Raw genomic sequence first — 18357 nt, 5'->3', positions numbered from 1 at the left:
TTCCCCTAAATTTTTCGAGTTTATGAGATAAACATGGTTATAAAAAGAGCTAACTTGGTGATTGAAAAATCTAAGCTATGAGTTGTTAAGTTGTCAGTTGCTAAAAAACTTTTGTTTTGCAAATTTTGTTGATTGGGCTCTAGGATGTAGTCAAAAAATGCTTTGACGAAAGGTAAAGTAGGTCAGTTAACTGAGCTAAAATTTTCGTAACTTTCTGTTAGTCAGTTTTCTTTTGTTAACGGTTTTTTCATGTTATTCTCCTTGGGGGTTTTATAATTTACTTATATGAAAGTATTAAAAACCTTTAAATTTAAATTGTTTTTTTGAATAAGTTTGACAATCATTGGTGTCTTTGTAATTCTTTTTACTTCTATCTTTTTACATTTGGGTAATGATGCAATAACGGTTAAGAATGGTGCATGAAATGGTAGTTTCAATTTCGCACAAAAGCTTGTTTGAGGTGGTTCTAATCCATTAATAGTTACCAATAAGTATGAAGCTATAAACGATTTTTACATCATGACATATCACAGATCGGTTCAAAACACCCTTTATGCTTTTTGTTCTCTTTTCATTATTTCTGGTATCTTTTTAACAAGTTTTGCAGTTTACAAAATGGTAAGAGTTATTAAATTAAACAAATTAGAAGCACAAGCACAAAAAACTAAATTAGTTAGTTAATAATTTTTAGAAAGGATTAAGAAGTAGTCAATAGACTGCTTTTTAATTTATTTATGAGTTCTTAAGTGAACTTGTTTTGTTTTTTTTCACTACGTTATTCGACTAACTAAATGCTTTTTGAATAATTATTGAAAAACTAATACAAACAAGCTGTATCAAAAAGACTCAAAAGATACAAAACATTTGTATCAAAACATCTTTTTTTGTATTTTCGAGAAGAAACATTAATATAACAGCTATAATCGTCTTTTACTAAAAAGGCTGTGCTGTACTGAAAAAGTATTACAGTATAATTAAAATTATGTCTAAGTACAAGATAAATATGAAAACAAATGATACATTAAGTAACGTTATTTGACGCGAAGCGTCTCTCTCTCTCTCTGAGCTCAATTTAGAAACATTTTTAGTATAAATGTTCTAAACTTTTTCATCTGCAATAATTTAATCAATACTTTTTGCCTATAGTTTTCTATAGGTTTTTTAGCTTTGACTAAAATCAGAGTTTTCGAAGCATTTGCAGGTGTAGGGGCACAACATTTAGCAGCAAAAAATGTTAACAAGAAAAACAATGCTAAAGATTTTTTCAAGATAGTAGCGACAAGTGATTGAGACGTGAGAAGTAACATAAGTTATGCTGCTTTTTATCACAACTTGAGTCCGCAAAACATTAGTGACTATATTCAAAAGTACAACATAACTGAGCAACAAATTAAAGATTTTATAAATGGGCAAACTTTTTCACTAGACAGTAAAAAACCGATGAGAAACTTTAATTTTAATAACAAGGCTTTTGCTGAAGCCATATTTGTTGCTAACAAACTAAGTAACAATTTTCCTGACATCACACAAGTTCAAGGTAAGAATTTAGATGAATTGAAAATTGATCTATTTACATACTCGTTTCCATGCCAAGGTCTTAGTGTTGCTAACATGGGGCGCGAAAAAGGGATTATTAATGAAAGTTCAACTTCACACTTAATTTGACAAGTCGGAAGAATTTTAAGTGAAATGGAACACAAACCTAAATACTTATTATTAGAAAATGTCACTCAATTGGTTAAAAAATTCGGTCACGAATATGATGAGTGAAAAGCATATTTGCAAAAAATGGGATATAAAACTTTTACAACAATTATTGATGCTCGTGAACACGGTTCATTGCAAAAACGACAAAGAGTTTTTGCTTTGAGCATTCAAAAGAACAGTGTTCCTAAGTGGTTGAAAAACGATACGGCTTTTGACACATTTATCAAGAAATTAGGCAAAGAATATACTCAATCAAGAACTAAAACAAAAGAAAGATATTTCAATGAAATCTTTAGCTTTAACTCAAATAAATATTTAGACGAAAAAATGCAAGCGGCACTTAAAGATACACCTTCAAGACAAAAATACATAAAAGAAGGAAGACAAATATCTAAAGAAGACTATGAAAAAGCTATTCCAACGGTAACTACAAGACAAGATAGATTTCCTAATGTTGGTATTATTCCAATTAACAAAAATGAGAAAGGTTTTTTAAACTGACGTATCATCACCCCGCGAGAAGCATTTAGAATTATGGGTTTTACAAACAAACAATATAACAAGCTAAAACCATTCATTGACTCACAAATTACTAACTGAACTGCCTTGTACCGCCAAGCTGGTAATTCGATTGATGTTAAAGCTATTACCCCTGTTTTTGAATTAATTTATGAATTGGAGAAAGAGAATGACAGAAAAAAATAATATTAAATATTGAAAAATTGGCACAAATGTAAGTCGATATCTCGATACTTTTTTTGAATCTTGAATGAAGAGCTCCGAAATACGTAAATATCTTCTCGAAAAACCTTCAGAATTCACTATCGTTTACGAAGAGAAAAAGAAAGATAATAATCAATGTGAGCTCTACTTCAAAGAGTTGAAAGATTGTTTCGTTTTTCGGGATAGAACTATTCATCCTAAGAGTACCATCACACAATTTCTTAGAATTTTACTATTTACTGAATTAATAGTTATAAAAAACCAAACAAATGATGAAGAGTATTGTGTCGAATTTTCTCTTAGTCAAGATGTAATAGATGCTGTAAACTTGCATGACAAAGACTCAAATATTTCTAAGTTAACAGAAAAATTAAAAAAGCATGTTTATGATAAGACAATGAATAATATGCAAAATTTAATTAATCAAAACCAGGATTTTTTAAGTTCAGAATCGCGGAAATGAAACAATAATAAAGTTGATTTCTTTTATTCAATATTATTTACTATTGTTTACAACAAATCAGATAACAAAAAGAAAAACGAACTAGCTAGAACTTTAGACACAGACATAAAAAATATAAACAAGTCACTTGGTTATTATATGTTCATCGATAACTATAAAAATGAAATTTCTAGAAAAAATAACAAAATTTCTTCTTCCGAAAACTATCTAGAAAATAAATTCAAAACATGGCTTTACAAATACCATGGAATTGATGGTAATAATGATTCAATCAAGGTAGACATTAATACTAGTTTTGAACATCTTTACAAAAATGCTAAATATTTAAACTTTAAAGATAGCAAGAGAGAAAGTAGTATTGAACCTAATTTTGAAGCTGAAAGAATGACTATTCAAGAATATTTTAAAATGTTATTTCTTAACAAATATGGGGATTTTTCAGTTTTAATCCCTTTGTTTCAACGAGGTTATGCTTGAAATAACGAGCTGATTCAGAGATTAGTTAAAGATGTGTTTTCATTAGCTAATTCTGAAAATGAACAAGAAACGTTAGATTTAGGTTTTATTTCGTTGTTAAAAGACAATGAAAGCTCCACATATTGACTTATTGATGGTCAACAAAGAACAATGACGTTATTAGTTATTTGTTATTGAGCCATCAGAATGCTATATTCAAGCGAAGCAAAAGACTTAGAAATAAATGGTTATGACAATTTAGTTGAATTATTTGAACCCAAAACTATCAATGGATCAAAAACTTTATATGTTTTAAATAAATTTGTAGATCTTCAACAAATCAAGTGTTATAAAAACTTAAATGAATTCTTCATGTATCCTCAAAAATACAAAAATAAATAAGCAATAAAAGAATTTTTAAAAACAAAAGAATTTATTGAATCAGAATTGAACTCATATAAAGTCAATAAACGTGCTAAAATATTGGCAAAATTCATTGATTGTTTACTTAATAATATTATAATTGTTGCGAAAGTAAATAAAAAGAAAGAAGATACCTTCAAATTTTTTGAAAGCATCAACACTCTATCGAAACCTTTACAAACGTACGATATATTTTTCTCAAAACTTTACTCGCTGCACGTGTCTCATTACAAAGATAAAGGTGAAGCGGAAAGGCAATTTCGAGATTTCAAAAAACAAATGAAATTAAATGCTAATAATAAGGATATTTTAGAAAATATATTCCAAATTATCATGCTAAAAAATTTCAAAAAAACTCAAAGTGAAAAAATTAGCATCTATAACATAGGTAAAACTATAGAAGAAATCATTGATCATGAGGCTGTTAATGATGTTGAGAATAATAATAAACAAAAAATTGTAGAGAATTTAAAAGAAAATCTAATAACTGAGCTTTGGAGAATGTCATATATTAAGCACGGAGATTTAGATAACCCAAAAATCATAGACAAAGAAAAAAGAAACCAACTTAAGTTTATTTATACCCTTATGGTTTCAAAAATAAAAGGTATTTTTATAGTGAAAAAGGCTGAAAATTTACCAGATGTTGCTATCAATTTAATTTATATTATTCTGGATAAATTTGGTGTTTTTGATGATGAATGCTTGAATGATTATAAAATTCATGAATTAAGATTGTGACTGAAAACATTGGAAAAGGTTATCATTTGATGAAAAACTAAAGGTAATTTTCATGATAGGTCTCTAAGATCAAATTTCGATAGAATTGCAATCAAAATTCTAGACTGAAATGATAAAAATTCGAAATACGAAATTGATACTCAAGAAGAGTTAAAGATACATTTAATAAATGAAATTTCCAACATTAAAGAGGTAACTTCATTCGACCAAGATTTCAATAAATTAGTCGAAGATGGACTAAATGAATGAAACAAAGAAGAAAACAAACATAATTTAAATGAAGTTTATACTAGAATTTGACTTAAATTAATCTTGGAATATATTTACCCAAAAAATGATAATTTGAGTACTACACCTATTGATGAAGTAGATACAATATACAACAAAATTATCCATGCAATAAACAAAGACAAAAACAAGGATAATGAATTAAGTTTAGAGCACTGTCACCCACAAAAACCAAGAGAAGGATCTAAACTTTTTAAAAACGAAGATGATAAAAAATATCTTTACTCAATTGGAAATACTTGTTTAATACCAAAGAATTTAAACTCAAAAATGTCAAACAAAGATTTTAAAGAAAAGATAAACACATATCCTCAAGATAAAGCTCTTAATTTCTTATTAAAAGAAATGAAATTTCCAAATGCAACAATTTTGGGAATCGATTCATTAGATCAAAAAACTATTAAAAAAGTTGTTCAAAACATCAAAGACAGACAAGATAATATTATTAAAGCATTGCAAGAAATTTATAAAGGCGTTTAATATACAGATATTAGATTACCCTTAGTCTCTAAAAGTTAAGCAAAAACTGGCAAACGCCAGTTTTTTCTTCTTCCTTCTTCCTTTTATAGTTTTGAAACAAATTCGTGTGCTGCTTTAGTCATCGGAATTTGCAATGCTTCTTCTTTGATTACCCATTTAGCTTCTTTGTGTTGTAATAACTTGATGTCACCCTTCACTTCAATTTCATAGAAGTTAACTTCTAGCTTCCCTAATTCGTGAACGTGTGAAATTTTTCTTAAAAACTTGTAATTTACAACATCAACATCTAATTCTTCTTTGATAATGCGTTTTAGTTGTTCTTCTTTATCTAGTCCAAAATCAAATTTTCCACCAGGCAACTCAAATAGGTGTGGATTGTGTTTGTGTTCTGGTCTTTTAAGCATCAAAAATTTGTTTTCCGAATTCTTAATTAATCCTGCTACTACTTCTAAAATCATACTTTTATTATAAATATTAAATGGCCTTGGAACTCAAAAATTTCTTAAAAAAGTTATAATTTTTTTATTAAGTGTGAAAGAAGGAAAAAATGGATAAATATTTTTTAATTGGTAACCATAAAATGAACTTAACATTCACTGAAGAAATTCAGTTCATGGTAAAGCTAGATGAATACTTTTCAAAGCGTAAAAAAAGTAATGGTGTATTCTTTGGAGTAGCTCCATCGTTGTGTAATTTAGCAGTTAAGACATTGCCAGGAGTGAGTCGTTCAGATATCAAGGTAGGAGCACAAAATATTTCTATGTTTGATAAGGGAGCTTACACTGGTGATATATCAGCTGCACAATTAAAAGATCTTGATTTGGACTTTGTAATTATTGGGCACTCGGAAAGACGGCTATTTTTCGAAGACAACGGGCACAAAATCAACCGCCGTATTAAAAATGCATTGACTGTTGGATTACATGTTATTTTGTGTATTGGTGAAACCTTAGAAGAGTATGAAAACAACCAAACCTTAGACTCACTAATCAAACAACTAGATGAGGCATTAGAAGGAGTTAGTGACCTTAAAAATGTTATTGTTTCATATGAACCAATCTGAGCTATAGGAACAGGAAAAGTTGCTTCAAACGAACATCTTATTAAGGTTTATGATGTACTAGGTAAAAAACTACCAAACGTAAGTTTTATGTATGGTGGTAGTGCTAAACCAGAAAACATTAAACACTTGCTAGAAATCCCTTACATAAGTGGTTTTTTAGTGGGTAAGGCATCATTGCAAGCTGAAAGCTTTTTTGAAATGCTAGAAATTATGGATAAAAACATTGAACTGTTAAACCAAAAATAGTTATCCAATTAAGACTAAAGCCAGTATCTGAGTGAAACTGGCTTTTTTGTTAACCTAGAATGGCATCGGTAGTTTTGAAATTAGTTTTTGCAACAACATTAAGCTCTTCTTTGCCATAGATTTTGATAAATTCTTTACCAAACTCAATGATTTTGTTGCTTGCTCCAAATGGAAAAATTACTTTATATTTTTCATTTTGTTCTTGCATTGCTTTTAAAAAGAAATAACGTGCCAAAATTGAAGCAACTGCAACACTTAAATAATTATCTTCAGCTTTAGTTTCAAATAAAACTTCGTAATGCGGTTTTTGAAAATTTAAATTAGTTTTAGCTAATCTTGCTTCATAGCCAGCAATGCTGCGGAGAGTAGAAAATTGGTCAATAATGGCCGGCTTAGAGATTTTTTCTTGTAAAGCAACAATATTTTTGTAGTGATAAAGTAATTTAACTTCATTAACATTTAAAAATCGAGCAAGACTATTGTTTCCTTTTTGGGTTAAAGTTGTTTTTGTATAAAAAACCTTGTCAAGAATTTGACTAGCAATCTTGACTATTTTTTTATCTGATAATTTTTTAGAATCTTTAACACCTAAATTAATAATTTCTTCTTTTGCTTGGTCTGGCACATAAGCTGCTACAAAAATAATGGGGCTAAAATAATCTCCAACTCCGGTTTCATCGCAACCGATCAAATCTAAATTATTTTTCATCTTCGTAAAAGTGTGAAGCACTTACTAATTGTAATTTTTCTTTATCTAATTCTTTATGGAAGGCTTTGGCTTTTTTGATGTATTTTTCAGGATTGTTTAGGAACTTTTCAATAAAAATACCAACAGCTCCTTCTTTATTAGTTTGTTTCATTTTTTCACTTGCTAATGATTTTATGAATTGTTCGGCATTAGCAGGGGCTACTCCAATGTTACATGTTTCAAACATACTTGCATCATTGAATGAATCTCCAAAAGCAATAGTATCATCAATATCAATATCGTAGTAACGCATTAATAAACTAATTACTTTGGCTTTTGTTACTCCGATTGAAGTAATATCAACAACTGGAGTTAAACCTTCTCCTTTAGATCAAGAAGAAAATTCTCCTAAGTCTCCATATCTTTTCTTTAGATAACTTAATAGTTCAACAACATCAGTAGTTGGTTTAACATCAAAAACAATTCCTGTTGGTTTTAAAGGTAATTTAGTAAGTTCAATTTTTTCTTTAAATTTTGTTGCTGTATTGAAGTTGAAAACTCTTTCTAGAGCTTCGTCGCGGTGCATTAATTGTACTCAGTCAGGTCCTTCAATAGCGTAGTTAGAAATTTCTGCTTCAACCTTTTTATCACCTAAAATGTATAAAACTTCATTTAAATCTAAATAAGAAATAGTTGGGATAAAAAATGGGTCATTAGGATTATGAATGTGTGCTCCATTATAGTTTCCAACAATAGCATTAAGTCCTAAGCGATCATAAATTGGTTTTGTACTTCTTCAAGGACGTCCAGTGATGATTGAAACAACGTGTCCTTCATCAACTGCTCTTTTAATTTGTTCAACTGTTTTTGGGTGAATAGTTTGTTCAGCACTGCTTGCTAACAAAGTACCATCCAAATCAATCGCGAATAGAAATTTTCTTTGCTTGTTTCTTCGATCCATATATCTCCTTATTAAAAATTATAACTTAACACACAAAAAAGCGAAAAAATACTCATATTGTGTGCTTTTTTACTTCTTCTTAAAGATTAAATAAACAATAACAGCAATGATTCCTACTACTGAAATACTAAGTCCAGCAATAATTAAAGCATTTCAAGGAGCTGTGCTTTTAGAAACAGTTTTAGTTTCTTCTTTAGTAGGAACGAGTGTTGTTTGGTTTTCTAAGTTAGTAATTATCGGCTCGGCATTAATTTTTTGAGTCTTTTGATTGTGATTTTGACTCATATTTTGAACAACAACTGGACTAGCAACAACAGTCAGGCTAGTCAAAGTTAAAAGTGATGTTAGTGCAAATATTTTGGCTAGTTTTTTCATATTTAAAATTATACAAAAAGCCCGAATCAATCGGACTTTTGTAATTATTTAATAGGTTGTCATTTTCAGTTTTTAACTTCGTCAATGTCTGTTCCTGCTTCACGAATATATTGGTTATGGTAAGCAATTTTTTGCGCCATTTCGTTTACAAAATCATTTGCTTTTTGATCATATACTGCTTTAGCTGCGGTAGCTGCGATGTCGAAACGATCCATTTTACTCATTACCCGAATATCAAATGTTGTGGTAATGTCTCCATTTTCACGATAACCATGAATGTGAAGATTGTGATTGTGACGTTTAAAGAAAATATCTCTAATTAAAGCTTCATATCCGTGGAAAGCAAAAACAATAGGTTTATCTTTAGTGAAGATTTTGTCAAATTCTTCGTCTGTTAGTCCACGTTCATCGATTTCTGGACTTCGCAGTTTTAATAAGTCAACAACATTAACAAAACGAATTTTTAAATCTTTGTATTGATTGTGTAACAAGTTAACTGCTGCTAGTGCTTCGATTGTAGGTTCCGTTCCAGATGAAACCATTACTAAATCAACATCTTTGTCAGTAGCAGTTGAAGCTCAATCAATAACTTTTAGTCCCTTGTCAACTAATTCTTGAGCTTCTTCAACACTAAAGAATTGGTCACGAACTTGTTTTGAAGCGACAATTAGGTTAATTACATTACGGTCTGAAAATGCTTTATCCATAACTGCTAATAATGTATTTGTATCAGCAGGTAAGTATTCACGAATGTATTTTGCTTGTTTGTCTGCTAAGTGCCCCAAAATTCCAGGATCTTGGTGAGTATAACCGTTGTGGTCTTGTTGGAAAGCAGTTGAAACAGCCATGATGTTTAATGAAGGATAATCATTTCTTCAGTGCACTTCATCAGCCTTTTTGATTCATTTCATGTGTTGAGTAATCATTGAGTCAACTACTCTTAGGAATGCTTCATAACTAGCAAAAACTCCGTGTCTTCCGGTTAATACATAACCTTCTAAAAATCCTTCAGCTTGGTGTTCTGAAAGTTGTGAATCAATAACTCTTCCTGAAGGCGCTAATCATTCATCTAGTTTTGGATTAATACTTTCTAATCATTGACGTTTAGTAACTTCGAAAACTTTGCTTAAACGGTTTGATTTTGTTTCATCAGGTCCAAAAATACGGAAGTTTTCAGGGTTGTTTGTAATTATTTTTGCTAAATAACCACCTAATTCAACCATATCTTGTGCTTTCATTTCACCTGGTTGTTTGAAATTTAAAGCAAATTCTTTTCAGTTAGGTAAATCTAATTTGACTGGTTTGATTCCTCCATTGGTGATAGGGTTTGTTGACATTCTCTTGTCACCTTTTGGAGAAATTTGACGGTATTCATCTTTGAATGTTCCGTTTTCGTCGAATAATTGGTCTGGGTTATAACTTCTCAATCAAGCTTCCAACTTATCTGCATGTGACATTTTGTCAGCTGCTACCGGAATAGGAACTTGGTGTGCTCTGAAGCTTCCTTCGATTTGAAGATTATCTCATTGTTCAGGTCCAGTAATTCCTTTTGGAATCCGAGCAATAAGAACTGGTCAATTTTGGCGAGTTGCGACTTGTGCACTTTTAGCACGTGCTTTTTGTTGAATTGCAAGAATTTTTTCAATTGCTTTATCCATTTTTGAAGCCATTAAAGCGTGTTGGCTTGAAGTATTATCAATTTTAACGAAGATAGGATCTCAACCTAATCCTTTAAAAAACATTTCTAGTTCTTTATCACTTTTACGTTCTAGAATTGTTGGGTTTGAAATTTTTCCACCATTTAAGTACAAAATTGGTAAAATTGCTCCATCTTTTACTGGGTTAATGAATGAATTTGAGAATCATCCAGCCATTAAAGGTCCAGTTTCAGCTTCTCCATCTCCAATGACTGTTGCAGCAATCACATTTGGATTATCTAAGATTGCTCCCATTGCATGGCTTAAAGCGTAACCTAATTCTCCACCTTCGTGAATTGAACCGGGAGTTTCAGGAGCGGCATGAGAAGCAATTCCGCCTGGGAATGAGAAAATTTTGAATAATTTTTGCATCCCTTTTTCATCTTGAGTAATTTCTGGAAATAGTTCTGAATAACTTCCATCTAAGTATGAGTTTGAAACCATAACTTGTCCACCATGTCCTGGTCCTTCGATGTAGAACATGTTTAAATCGTATTTATTAATCACACGATTTAAGTGGGCGTAAATGTAATTTTGTCCTGGGATAGTTCCTCAGTGCCCAATTGGATAAATCTTAACATCATCACTTGTTAAAGGTTTACGTAATAATGGATTGTTTCTTAAATACATTTGACCAGCAGAAATGTAAGTAGCCGCTCTAAATCAAGCGTCTAATTTGTCAAAGTATTCTTTGGTTGAAAATTTATCGTTTTTGAATTTCATTTTTCTCCTTCGTAATAATGTGTATATTACTTATTTATTGTACCATTAAAAACCTTCAAAATGTAAGTGCTTGCAAAGAAAAAATGAGTAATTTTGTTTATCAATTTGAGTCTTTATGGCTGTTAAAAGTCACTGCAAGTACTTAAAAAAGGTTTTAGGTTATAATTAAATATTATGTTTGAATTTATTGGTAATAGAATACAAAAATCAATTGAAAAAATGAATAAAAAAACTCGCATTGAGGAAGCTGATGTTTTAGAAATAATCCGTGAAGTAAAACTTTCATTACTTGAAGCTGACGTTAACTTAGAAGTTGTTAAAACTTTTACAAAAGAAGTGAAAACAAAAATTCTTGAAAATGGAAAATTAGGTAATTTAGACACACAACAAACCGTAGTTAAAATCTTCCGAGAAGAATTAGTTCGAATTCTAGGTTCAAAAGCAACAGAAATCAAGATAAAATCACAACCTACCAAGATTATGATGATTGGGCTACAAGGTAGTGGGAAGACAACATCGACTGCCAAATTAGCAGCATTTTTAAGAAAGAAAAAAATCGCTTCTAAGCCATTATTAATAGGAGCGGATATTTATCGTCCGGCTGCTAGAGATCAATTACAATCTCTTGCAAAACAAATTGATGTTGATTTTTATACTGAAAAAGTTGATGACGCATTAGCGATTGTTAACAACGGATTACAACAAGCCAAACAAAACAGCAACGATTTAGTAATTGTCGATACAGCGGGACGTTTAGCAATTGATGAAAACTTAATGCAAGAGTTAAAAAATATCAAAAAGAATATTCACCCAGACTACATTTTCTTAGTAGTTGATGCAATGAGTGGGCAGGATGTTATTAATGTTGCCAAAATTTTTAATGATGAGTTGCAATTAAACGGAACAATTATTACTAAACTAGATTCTGATACTCGTGGTGGAGCTGCTCTTTCAATCACTCATCTTTTAAACGTTCCAATCATTTTCATCGGAACAGGAGAAAAAATTTCCGCTTTAGAAGCCTTTGATCCCCAAAGAATGGCAAAAAGAATTTTGGGAATGGGTGACATTGTTGGACTTATCGAACAGGCAGAAGAAAATATTGATGAATCAAAAGCTCGCAAATTAGGACAAAGATTTTTTAGCGGTCAATTTAGTTTAGAAGATTTAATGGAAACAATGGCACAAATCAAGAAATTAGGAAAAATGACTAAAATCTTGAAAATGATTCCTGGTTTAGGAAATAAAATTGACGAAGATCAAATTTCAAGAGCAGAAGAAAAATTCGACATTTACAAGATTTTAATGGACTCAATGACCAAAAAAGAACGTAAAAATCCTAAATTATTAAAAGATGCAAACCGCAAAGCAAGAATCTTGAGTGGTTCTGGTCGTAGCGCGCGTGAATACAATATGTTAATAACTGATTATGAGCGCATGGCAAAGCAAATGAAAGAGATGGCTTCAGGAAGAGGTCAAATGAATATGGCTCAATTGATGAAAAATGGTGGTTTCGGTTTCTAAGTAAAAATAACCCAAAAATTTTACCTAGAAGCACTTTTAGTTGTAAAAAGGATAAATAATGAGAAAAAGAGTTTTATGAAGTGCATTATCGCTATCAATTAGTCCACTAGTGCTACTTCCAACTGCATTAGTTTCTTGTGCTAATAACGCCCACGATAAACAAAGAATTGCTGATTTTAGTCAGCAAGTTTTTGACTCAAACTACATTAAAATTAAGCAATCGAATGAAAATCAAAACCTTTTAGATAATCTTGAAAGTCAAGTTAAAAAATCTCCATTCGAAAACTTAAGGCTGTTTTTTAACATTAAAATTCTTGAAATCAAAAATCAAAATTACAACTCTTTAGAAACTTTTAAACAACTAAAAAGTGACATTGATAACCTTTTTTCAACTGAAAATATTGCTACTTTTATTAAAGAATTTGAAACGAAAAACAATATTAATAAGAAAAATGATTTAGTAGTTCAAAACCTAATTAACGGTAAGTTTTCAAAAGAATACAACGATAACATTTCGTTACTTTTAAATCAAAAATCAAAATATCAAAATGATAATAATGTAATCAAAATTAGAATTAGCAATCTAAAAGATACTTATGAAACAATTCAAAAAGCAATTAATGATTTTTATACTAAATTAAACACTTTATATAGTGGTAATAGTGTTGTTTTTAAGCGTATTTTTGAATTATTAAGTCAAAGATTTGATACCAAAATTAATACAGTAATCGAAGAATACAAAACTTTTATTGACACTAATCCTAGTGTTTTAGTTAACCGTATTAATCGTTTAAGCATTGAGTTTGATAACTTAGTAAGTAAGTGACAAGCGTTACTAAATGGTAGTGATTTTATTGAAACTTACAATACTTATTATGCTAAGTTTTTAAATCCTGAATTAAAAGAATTTTATACTGTTTGAAAAGATAAATTAAGTCAGGAAATCGAAAAAATTGCGTCTTGAAGTGACAGTGAATTAGAAAATAAATTAACCGTTTTATTTACTTCAATGCGTGATTATGGTAATGATACCTGAATGGTATTTTCACAAGATAAAGCAGTTAATTTAGATAGTTACACTCACATTACTCCTTTTGTTAGAAAGGATTTGTCAAAATCATATAATTTTCAGTACGATGATGTTTACCAATATATGCTTAAAAAAGCAACTGAAAAACAGTTAAATATTTGAGTTAATTGAAAAGACCTAAATGAAGCACAAAAACAAGAAGTGAGACAACTATTTGAAAAACAAATTTCAATCGTAAAACACTTTGTTTCACAACTAATTTCTAAAGACTTTAATTTAGACCAGGTAGCATTAGTTTTGACTAGATTTTTAAGCATTAAAGTAATTTATGAGTATGGTTATAACAAGAAATTAATCGACTACATTACTATTTTTGATACCCCTATTGATACTACTAATTATGCTTATTTTAATTGTCAAGGATACAGCGAATTCGTTTACATTGCTTTAGATATGCTAGGATACAAGAATTTAATGTTTTATGGAAAGTACTATAAAATTTCTAATAATGAAGATTTTCAACACGTCAATGCAGGACTAGTTTTAGACGGTACTGAAATGGTAATTGACGCAACTTTTAATGACGATATAGGTGACTGGAAAAACAATTTTGACTTACAAAAAACAATAGATTGATTTATATACAATAAGTCACACTATCTAGTAACTAAAGCAAGTTATATGAATGAATATAGCCTTTACTACGACAAAACTCCTATTGAAATTAAACACACTAATGATAATCTTCCATTTTAGTAAAAGAAAAGTAGACTTCAAAAAAGTCTACTTATTTTATTAATTAGTTATTTCCTTTATAGTATGATAGTGCTTGATTGACTCTTCGTAATAAGTCGCACATTGAAAGAAATGCTATCGCTTCTTTTTCTAGTCAGATTTGTGAATCAATTCTTAATATCTCACTTTGAAGTTGTAAAGCATTAGAAGCATATGTTCTTGGTGGACTTGTCTCGTATCTCATTAATTCATAAATACCGTTTTCCACGTCTTTTTTAACTTTTTTATAAAGATTTCTAAGTGCTTCTTTTACGTTTTCAAGTCCTAATACTGACAATTACCTTTCAATATAATCATTTTTTCCGTTACCGCTAATATCCGCACCAGACATTGCTCCATAATTGTCTTGCGCAACTCCAATTGCATATAGCATTTCTTCTCGATTTTCATATCAAGGAGTACTAAAAGGTACACTCACTTCAGTAGTCAAGTCAACTAAGTTTACTTGTTTATACACATTATCAATAGTTCACACAAGTTGTTTCATTTCTTGTTTTTCGCTATTAGTTCTTTGTCTTGAAGTTAATTCTTTAACTTTTTTCAGTGTTTGCAATTTTTTAAGTTTTTCAAAATCTTTTTTTAAAAGGTTTCAATTTAACATATAGTTGTCAGGTTTAAGCGATCGCACAATAGCAACCTTTGCTTTGTTTGTTAAGTCAATGTCACTGAATAAACTATCAAAATCCTTTTGTCCTTTCTCGACTTGTTTGAAAAACTCCGTATTTGGTGTGTTTCAAGAGTGATATTCTCCTTGTCGAATGTTAGGACGTTCTCAATTAATCACTTCGTCACCTTGTAAAAATTCTAGATATTGTTTTGAAAACACTAAAATGTTATTAAACTTTTCAATAAATTTCTTTGCTTCACTGAACTTTTGTCAATCTTGATAATCAAGAATATATAAGTTCAATTCCTTATTTTCTCCTTTTAGTCTATTAATTTCCTTAGTGTTTTCCGAAATTGTTGTATTTAATGTCTCAATTTGTTTTTGTAGTTCGCTATTCTTTTGTTTCAACTGACTATTTTCTTGTTGTAATTCAGTATTACTTTGCTCTAGTTGTTGTAACTTTGGATTTTTTTCCAACTCTTGAATTTTTTTTCCTTGTTTGTCGATAATTCTATTCTTTTCTCTAATCTCACTATCTTTTGCTTGAATAGTTGCTTCTAAACTTGCTTTTTGTTGTTTTAAACTTTGAATTTCGCGACTTAAAGTTGAAATTTGACTATCTTTTGAAGTAATTTGACTATTTAAACTATTAATAGTAGTTTGTTTTTGTTTAATATCGTTATCTTTCGAAGACACTTGACTTCTTAAGTCACTAATCGTTCTTTCATTTTGTCTAATTTCACTTTCTTTTCTAGTTTTATCTCCTTGCACTTGTAAAAGAGTTCTTGTTGTCGTAGTCAATTGACTTTGTAAATTATCTCTTGCTGATTGTAATTCTTGTTTTTCTCTTTCAAGTTGACTAATTCGTTGCTTATCTTCTTCTTTTGATTTTTGTTTTTCTTGTGCTAATTCACTTTCTAATTGACTAATACGTGTGTCTTTTTGTTTAATTTGTTCTTGTAAGTTAGACACTTGACTACTCAAGGAAACTTGTGATTTTTTCAGTGTGTCTAACTCACTAGTTAAACTGCTAATCTTTGCTTCTAAGGTACTAATTTGTTCCTGCAATTGTGTCTTTTGAGTCTCTAAAGTTTGAATTTGTGTATTCTTAGTTTCAACCTGTTTACTCAATTGTTGCTTTTGAGTTTCTAATTCTTGTTTTTGTGTACTTAAAGTTTGATTTTGTTTTTCAAAACTATCTTTTTGTTGTTGTAAAGTCACAATTTGATTTTGTAATTGTTGAATTTTAGTATCTTTTGTGCCAAGATTAATTCTTGCTTGTGCCAAATCATTTTCCAATGCTAGACTACTTGTTTCTTGCTGCTTAATTTTCGCTTCTAGTTCACTAATTTTTTGATTATTTTGTTCGATTAATGCTTGTTTTTGTTTTAGTTCTTTATTCTTTAGTTCAATATCATTTCACAATGATTTTAATAATGAATTATCTTTTGCGTTTTGTGGACTAATAGTAGTTAGTTCGTCAATATTTTTTGTTCCTGTTAATGTTAAAAGTTTATCTTCTACTTTTTCAATCTCGTCTTCATTTTGTGCGTTAATTTCACTGATTTTGTTATCGTAATCAATAATTACTTGCTTATTGGTATTAAATACTTGACGTACTTTTGATTCTATATCGGCTAACAATTTTAATAACTTAGCAAGTTTTTCATTATTAACATTTGCTTGATTAAAAAACTCATTTACCAACTGATTATCATTTAGTTGTTGATATTGTGTTAGTTGTGCTTTTAAACTATCTAATTGTGTAGTTGACATTTTTTCGCTTAAATATTGTTTTGGACTCTTATTATCTAGTCCAGGACTAGTCTTCTCACTCGCATTTTGGATGATATTATCATAAATTGCTAATGTGTCAATAGTATTTTTACCATTCAAAATAACCTTTTTAATAATAGGTACAAGTTGCTGTTTCGCACTTTCTAATGAAAGTTGTAAGTTTTTAGTATCTTCATTATTTTTACTGTTTCGCTAAAAACTTGTAATAGGACATACATTTGGAAAATAACTAAAAAGCTCCAACTAAAAGTTGGAGCAAAATTTAGCATCAATTAACTAAGATTGTTCTTCTTGTTTAAGTATTTGTGTTACTTCGTCTTCAATTTCTTGACATTTTTTGTTATATTCAGTCATGATTTGAACAATTTTGTTAGCGCCAAGATAAGTATTTAATTCAAAAGGTCTCAGGAAAAAGAACTTTATGTCATTTGTTAAAGTCATAAAATGTGTTTTGTTGAAACTTGGTGCTAGTTTTTCAATTAAAGTATTTGTTTCGTTGTATTTTGGAGAATCACCTAAAGATCCTAAAGAACTTGATATCATTGATCCTAAAATGTAGTAGTCAGTAGAAGAAGTAGCATTATAATAAATGTTTTTTAAGTCTTCATTTTCTAATATATCACCTATTTTTCTGTTTACATCATCGATCTTACTTATTATTTCTTTATTGTTATCTAAACTAAAGTCAATACTATGAATAAGCTGTTTAATTTCATCAATTTTCGCTTCTTTTGCTAGTGCAAATCATTTTTGTGTTATTGTGCTGAATTGTGGCGCTGAGCTTAAATTGTCAAAATATTGTCTTACATTAGAATCAGTGATTTGATTTTGTTTGTAGGCATTATAATCACTTTCTAAAGTATTTAGGCTATTTATTAATTGAACATAATTATCCACACGATTCAATATTTCCCCATATTTAGTAATTATTGATAAAACGTCACTTACGCTAGATATGTTTGCATAAAGGTTTTCAACTAGATTGTTATTCATTATATCCAATGAATTGAAATGAACTCTATCAATTTTGATATTCGGCATTATTGTGTTTTTTAATTTATTTACGAAGTTAGCAATTAAATTATTTCTTTGGTCTTGTGTCATTAAATTATTATTATCAGAAGTCAAGATTTTTTTGACTTGACCGTAATTATAGAAAACTTCATAAGCCTTACTGTTTAATTTGTTTTGAATGTAACCAAAATATCAATAAGTAAGCAAATTATCATCATTTCTAGCTATTACTTGATTGTGTGATAATTTTCTTTCTTCGCTAGCGTAATCATTTCTCAATTCCGGAAATTGATAGTAAAGTGGAGCCCCTTCAACTGGATCATCAAATTCAAATTTTCCGGTTTTGAGTAAATCTTGATACTTTTGATAATATCTTTGAAGATTAGACTGAACTTTTTCTGATACTTTGCGCAGTGTAGGTAAATCGCTACTTAAGTATTTGAAGCGCTCACTATCTTGCGAATCAATGAATTCTCATCTCGTAAAATCAATAAAGCTATTGTAATTACGTATTATGGTTAGTAGTTTATACAAACAAAAAAGCACTTAGGTTTTG

At 29.7% G+C, this 18357-nt stretch carries 16 protein-coding genes; 7 read left to right on the top strand and 9 right to left on the bottom strand.

What is annotated here, in order from left to right:
• Positions 1-20: 20 nt before the first annotated feature.
• Entirely contained in the window at positions 21-251 is a 231-nt protein-coding gene (locus ACSH40_RS01345) for a hypothetical protein (protein WP_438341763.1), read from the bottom strand.
• A gap of 34 nt (positions 252-285) precedes the next feature.
• Here ACSH40_RS01345 and ACSH40_RS01340 point away from each other — a divergent pair, with 34 nt between their 5' ends.
• The 4 genes from ACSH40_RS01340 to ACSH40_RS01325 all read left to right on the top strand — a co-directional run bounded on the left by ACSH40_RS01340 (position 286) and on the right by ACSH40_RS01325 (position 5281).
• On the top strand, positions 286-681 hold the full coding sequence (locus tag ACSH40_RS01340) for a hypothetical protein (protein WP_438341762.1): 396 nt from the start codon (positions 286-288) through the stop codon (positions 679-681).
• Positions 682-1167: 486 nt separating this feature from the next.
• A complete protein-coding gene (locus tag ACSH40_RS01335; protein ID WP_438341761.1) occupies positions 1168-2412 on the top strand; it encodes a DNA cytosine methyltransferase in 1245 nt (414 codons plus the stop codon).
• Positions 2396-3751: a DUF262 domain-containing protein gene (locus ACSH40_RS01330; RefSeq protein WP_438341760.1), complete on the top strand. Its 1356-nt coding sequence runs from the start codon at positions 2396-2398 to the stop codon at positions 3749-3751. The genes ACSH40_RS01335 and ACSH40_RS01330 overlap by 17 nt, the downstream gene beginning before the upstream one ends.
• Positions 3752-4051: 300 nt before the next feature.
• Positions 4052-5281, top strand: a complete 1230-nt coding sequence (locus ACSH40_RS01325) for a GmrSD restriction endonuclease domain-containing protein (RefSeq protein ID WP_438341759.1) — start codon at positions 4052-4054, stop codon at positions 5279-5281.
• Positions 5282-5364: 83 nt separating this feature from the next.
• On the opposite strand, the gene ACSH40_RS01320 is transcribed toward ACSH40_RS01325, so the two are convergent.
• Positions 5365-5739, bottom strand: a complete 375-nt coding sequence (locus ACSH40_RS01320; protein ID WP_438341758.1) for an NUDIX domain-containing protein — start codon at positions 5737-5739, stop codon at positions 5365-5367.
• 89 nt (positions 5740-5828) lie between these two features.
• On the opposite strand from ACSH40_RS01320, the gene tpiA reads away from it, so the two are divergent.
• Positions 5829-6590, top strand: coding sequence for a triose-phosphate isomerase (gene tpiA, locus ACSH40_RS01315; RefSeq protein WP_438341757.1), 762 nt, complete (start codon positions 5829-5831; stop codon positions 6588-6590).
• Positions 6591-6639: 49 nt separating this feature from the next.
• Here the strand turns inward: tpiA and ACSH40_RS01310 are convergent, their stop codons facing one another.
• The 4 genes from ACSH40_RS01310 to ACSH40_RS01295 form a co-directional block, all read right to left on the bottom strand.
• Entirely contained in the window at positions 6640-7299 is a 660-nt protein-coding gene (locus ACSH40_RS01310; RefSeq protein WP_438341756.1) for a ribonuclease HIII, read from the bottom strand.
• On the bottom strand, positions 7289-8239 hold the full coding sequence (locus tag ACSH40_RS01305; protein ID WP_438341755.1) for a Cof-type HAD-IIB family hydrolase: 951 nt from the start codon (positions 8237-8239) through the stop codon (positions 7289-7291). Before ACSH40_RS01305 ends, ACSH40_RS01310 begins: the two co-directional genes overlap by 11 nt.
• Positions 8240-8308: 69 nt before the next feature.
• Positions 8309-8614 (bottom strand): hypothetical protein, encoded by a 306-nt coding sequence (locus tag ACSH40_RS01300; protein ID WP_438341754.1) that lies wholly within the window; start codon positions 8612-8614, stop codon positions 8309-8311.
• Positions 8615-8658: 44 nt separating this feature from the next.
• Positions 8659-11034, bottom strand: a complete 2376-nt coding sequence (locus ACSH40_RS01295; RefSeq protein WP_438341753.1) for a phosphoketolase family protein — start codon at positions 11032-11034, stop codon at positions 8659-8661.
• A 174-nt stretch (positions 11035-11208) separates the two neighbouring features.
• Here ACSH40_RS01295 and ffh point away from each other — a divergent pair, with 174 nt between their 5' ends.
• Together ffh and ACSH40_RS01285 are read left to right on the top strand one after the other, a co-directional pair.
• Positions 11209-12558: a signal recognition particle protein gene (gene ffh / locus ACSH40_RS01290; RefSeq protein WP_438341752.1), complete on the top strand. Its 1350-nt coding sequence runs from the start codon at positions 11209-11211 to the stop codon at positions 12556-12558.
• A gap of 58 nt (positions 12559-12616) precedes the next feature.
• A complete protein-coding gene (locus ACSH40_RS01285; protein WP_438341751.1) occupies positions 12617-14344 on the top strand; it encodes a hypothetical protein in 1728 nt (575 codons plus the stop codon).
• A gap of 43 nt (positions 14345-14387) precedes the next feature.
• Here the strand turns inward: ACSH40_RS01285 and ACSH40_RS01280 are convergent, their stop codons facing one another.
• From ACSH40_RS01280 to ACSH40_RS01270, 3 genes are all read right to left on the bottom strand, one after another.
• Positions 14388-14660 carry a hypothetical protein gene (locus tag ACSH40_RS01280; RefSeq protein WP_438341750.1) on the bottom strand — a complete coding sequence of 91 codons (273 nt, stop codon included), beginning with the start codon at positions 14658-14660 and terminating at the stop codon, positions 14388-14390.
• Complete coding sequence (locus tag ACSH40_RS01275; protein WP_438341749.1) at positions 14661-16886, bottom strand: hypothetical protein; 2226 nt, start codon at positions 16884-16886, stop codon at positions 14661-14663. It lies immediately after the preceding gene.
• Positions 16887-17063: 177 nt separating this feature from the next.
• Positions 17064-18335, bottom strand: a complete 1272-nt coding sequence (locus tag ACSH40_RS01270) for a hypothetical protein (RefSeq protein ID WP_438341748.1) — start codon at positions 18333-18335, stop codon at positions 17064-17066.
• Positions 18336-18357 lie beyond the last annotated feature (22 nt).

It is taken from the genome of Mycoplasma sp. 3341, assembly GCF_051549855.1.
Lineage (GTDB): Bacteria > Bacillota_I > Bacilli_A > Mycoplasmatales > Metamycoplasmataceae > Metamycoplasma.
The sequence above is the reverse complement of the archived record's forward strand: the minus strand, read 5'-3'. Positions and strand labels throughout refer to the sequence as shown.